Consider the following 3,808-nt stretch of genomic DNA (forward strand, 5'->3'; position numbering starts at 1 on the left):
TATGAACTTCGGCTCAGTCAAAGGTAAGATGAGTAAAACTTATGACTGGCAGCTAGCAATCGTCTAATTTTAGACCCCATATTACCCCAGCGACGACTTTTGCAAGAGGTCTATTCTTGAATTGCCTGATTGCGACTATCGATGGGGCAAAGTTTTGTAGCAATTGAGCAGAAGCGAGATGCCTCCAGCAGGTTGCGCGGGATGCCAATTTAATTACTTCGTAGTTCCCCGTGGGGCGCGTTCAGCATGTGTTCCAATCCACTGCTTAGAATTCACTACGGTATCGATTTTATTTTCCAATTCTGTTAGTTGAGTCGGTGCGTCAGGTGAAGGAAGGTAATGGTGTACTGTTTTTTGTTTCTTGCCGATTGTCAATGAGGTGATGGCAGAAGGTGCATCGGTGTGTCCACCTGTATAGCTGTCTTGAAGCTTGAAGTAATTGAGCTTTTGAAAGTCTGCAATGAGCTTTCTCGCTGCTGTTTTACTGATAGTTGTTGTTCGGGTGCCAGTCACTTTCACAAACCGTTTGCCCTCGTAAACCACCTTGCCATTGCCATAAACAGTGAGTTTATAAATGGGGCAAAAGCCAAAACAGGCTGTCCGTTCGAGTGTCAGCGCAACTTGTGGTGAGACTTGTCGAGGTTGATTGAGTAGCCTTTGATTCGGAGTAGTGGTTTCAGCCGCCAGGAACGGGGAGTTAGGAATAGAGACGCTTAGAACACTACTGGCTACACCGATTATTAGACTTAGAAGAAGTGGCGATCGCATTATCGTTTGGCTCCAAATCAGAAAGATTCACTTAACTTCGAGTCTATTCGGCTGTTTCAGCTCTCAGTTCCCGGTTTCTAATTCAGAAACCGGAAGACGATGTAGGAATTTTCTATTTTTAGGCTAAGTTATCGGCTGTTGATGCTATTGGGTGAAATCATTGGTGTTCTCCGTAGACGAGTTGGGTTGTTACACCGCAGCGCACCCTAGAACAACTCAGCTTTGACAACTGAACGTACAGCAATATCTTCAAGGGGTGCAGAAAGCAAGCGATCGCTCGTTTAAGCTCTAGAATTGGAAGCATCCAATGAGCGACTCCAGCTCATACATTGATTAGGAAACCCTATGTCCTGCCAACACCTCAATGAAGTGACGCTGCAAAACCTAATCCATAAAGCCAACTATCCGGTGTTTCGCTGTGAAGAGTGTATGCGGATCAATGGTCGTTGGGTGCATCTTCGCATTTGTCAGACGTGCGGTAAGATGCTGTGCTGCGACTCGTCAGAACATCAGCATTCTCGTCGTCACTATGAAGAAACCGGACACACTGTAATCAGTTCAGCGGAGCTAGGAGAGCAATGGCTGTGGTGTTTTGTGGATGAGCAGCAGAAAAATTATTGAAGATGCACTCAATTGGGGCATCTCCTCAACTTACAAAATTGTAAAGGAAGGCGATCGCACAATCCTGCCAAACACTAAATCGAAGAAGGAGCGATCGCCTTGATGCTACGGGTTAGGATTTAGGCTAGGGCGTTCTGATTGAAGTATGGCAAAGCAGGAAAATCCTCTTACGGGAGAAGCACTCATTAAGGAAGTCTGTCGGCGGATTCGGGTTGCCCGTAGCTACTGGGATGCTCACAATAATGCTGCTTGTCGGGGAGAACGCGATCGCGCTTTAGCCCTTTACAATACGCTGACCAAGGAACAAAAAGACCAGATTCCGCAGCAGTTGCGGGTGTGGCTTCGCTACCGCAGTGAAAAATACTTTGGGGCACACCGAACGCCGCCCAAGTCGAAACGAAAGGCGAAGTAGCGCTTTGCTCTTGCAGGGTTTGGAGAAATTTGCAGCATGGTTTATCAGCTCACCCACGGATAGGTAGACTGCTTCACGGTTTCATAATTTGCGTCTAGCTGCGGTTCAAGTAGCAAAATTGCTGCGATTCGACGTGCCATATTCATAACTTCTGTAACTTCTTCAGCTTTGAGCGATCGCCCCAACAATTTCTGCTCTCGATAGCTCAACCATTTTTTAATGACTTGATACCCGCCGATTGTATAGTTCCACACGCGATCGGGAATGTTTTTCCAATAGGCGATGTCGTTGAGGTAAATGTCATGGGTGGCTGTGCCAAGTTGCTCAATGACTTGTGCGATCGCACTTTGTTCTTCAGATGTGTAGGCGCGATCAATCACTTTTCCTCTTCCAGGCATGGTGACGCCGTTTTGCCCAGCATATCCCCAACCTGCGGTTAGGGCAAAGTCGGTGTTAGGGTCAAGGTTGCCAGTGCCGACACGGGAAACAACGGCGATCGCTTTCAACTCAGGACGAGGTTTGCCAGAAGTGACACCTGTAACGGGAGTTTCTGGATCGAGGAGTGCAGCAATTTGACGACCAAGGTTTGCAGAGGCGATTAGAGTTTCTCGATTGTCAGGTAAGGGAATTCGAGGGAAGTTTTCACGGATTCCATCAGCATTCTCTTCTAGATAAGCAGGTGAATATCCAATTGCCAGAACATGCATCCAAATTAAAGCAGCCGTTTCTGCATCTGTATCAGGATCAGTGATGCCTAGTTCAGCTAAGTAAGTGCGGACAACAGGAGATAAATTTGCTCTTGCTGTAGCTTCAATGGCTATATCACTTATACCGTCGATTTTCAGTTGCTCTGCTACTGCTGCATCTGAATTTCCTTGTACAGAACGTAGCTGAAGTGGAAAGACAGATACATTTCTAGCAATTGCTTGATAATCCACTAGCGCAGAGGAGAAATAAATTGGACTACCCTTAGCTTCTTTCTCAGTTTTCAACCGTGTAACAAGAAATTTGTTCCCCACCCAACACTGTGCCCATAATTCGGGGCGAGGTTCATTCCATAGTGGGCGAATAGTACTGTGATAGCACCAGCGGTTTTCAAACGGGCGAACAGTATAACGACGTATATGCTTCTGGCTATAATTATCAACAGCAATAACTTTTTTTCGAGCTTTTTCAGCATCAAAACGAGCAGCATCTTCCGTGAGTTCTGGTTGCTGTTCTTTGATATCTTTCCAAGTCACGGTAGAGTCGAAATAGAGCTGCATACGTCTCTCTAACTCAGATTTTTCAATATCAATCAGAACACCTCGACGAGCTTCAATAAATGCTCTAAAAGGTGGTCGATCACTGAGATCAGCTAGAGCAGCCCAACTTAGATATGCTTTTGATGTCTCTAGAAGTCGGAATGATAAACGATTCTCTCGATTCGGTTGAGAGATTTTATATTGTTCATCAAAATTTTGATTTCCCAAGCCACTAAGCAAATTTGCTCGTTTATTCGCTCCCCAGAAGTGACGAAATCTCACTGTTGGTGTTTGACTACGGTTTTCCTGGCGAACCATCAAGCTAATTGCTGTTCCTACTCGTATTCCTTCTCGGTTATACTCCGTTGAAAATACCGAGGGATCAGGTTCACCTGTAGGTGTAAGTTTACCTGTTCCTCGGCTACTTCCATTCATACAATCAAACCAAAGATAATCAAATTCATTTAAGAAACGCTGCCTCATGACAACAAAAGATGGATCACTTAAATAAGAGGAGCTAGAAATGAAGCAAACAATCCCTTTGCCTGGATTTTGTTGTACGATACAGCGTTCAGCCAATCCAAAGAAACGTACATAGAGTTCATCAAGATTGAATTTTTTGATGTCCCATTCAGAACTTAGCCCTCTTTTAAGTGCTTAAGCAAAATTAATTACATATTCGGTTCCGACTTTTTTTAGCACATTTTTGACATACTTTACTAAACTTTTCCAGTCCCGATAAGCCTCTATCTCTATCCATTCA

Annotated in this window: 4 protein-coding genes and 1 pseudogene; 2 read left to right on the plus strand and 3 right to left on the minus strand. The window is 44.8% G+C overall.

The genetic code is table 11. The features are described from left to right. Nucleotides 1–213: 213 nt before the first annotated feature. Nucleotides 214–768: a DUF6438 domain-containing protein gene (locus NDI34_RS27855; RefSeq protein ID WP_348234466.1), complete on the minus strand. Its 555-nt coding sequence runs from the start codon at nt 766–768 to the stop codon at nt 214–216. Between the two features lie 345 nt (nt 769–1,113). Here NDI34_RS27855 and NDI34_RS27860 point away from each other — a divergent pair, with 345 nt between their 5' ends. Both NDI34_RS27860 and NDI34_RS27865 read left to right on the plus strand, forming a co-directional pair. Continuing rightward, nucleotides 1,114–1,389: a UBP-type zinc finger domain-containing protein gene (locus tag NDI34_RS27860; RefSeq protein ID WP_348234467.1), complete on the plus strand. Its 276-nt coding sequence runs from the start codon at nt 1,114–1,116 to the stop codon at nt 1,387–1,389. A 145-nt stretch (nt 1,390–1,534) separates the two neighbouring features. Then, nucleotides 1,535–1,801 (plus strand): Precorrin-3B methylase, encoded by a 267-nt coding sequence (locus NDI34_RS27865; protein ID WP_348234468.1) that lies wholly within the window; start codon nt 1,535–1,537, stop codon nt 1,799–1,801. A 44-nt stretch (nt 1,802–1,845) separates the two neighbouring features. Here the strand turns inward: NDI34_RS27865 and NDI34_RS27870 are convergent, their stop codons facing one another. Both NDI34_RS27870 and NDI34_RS27875 read right to left on the minus strand, forming a co-directional pair. Then, nucleotides 1,846–3,528: a type ISP restriction/modification enzyme gene (locus tag NDI34_RS27870; RefSeq protein WP_348234469.1), complete on the minus strand. Its 1,683-nt coding sequence runs from the start codon at nt 3,526–3,528 to the stop codon at nt 1,846–1,848. A gap of 174 nt (nt 3,529–3,702) precedes the next feature. Next, a pseudogene (locus NDI34_RS27875) lies at nt 3,703–3,808 on the minus strand (IS630 family transposase); the annotation flags it as partial.

Origin of the sequence: Trichocoleus sp. DQ-U1 (genome assembly GCF_039961925.1) — a bacterium.
In the GTDB taxonomy this organism is placed as follows: Bacteria; Cyanobacteriota; Cyanobacteriia; order Cyanobacteriales; family FACHB-T130; genus FACHB-T130.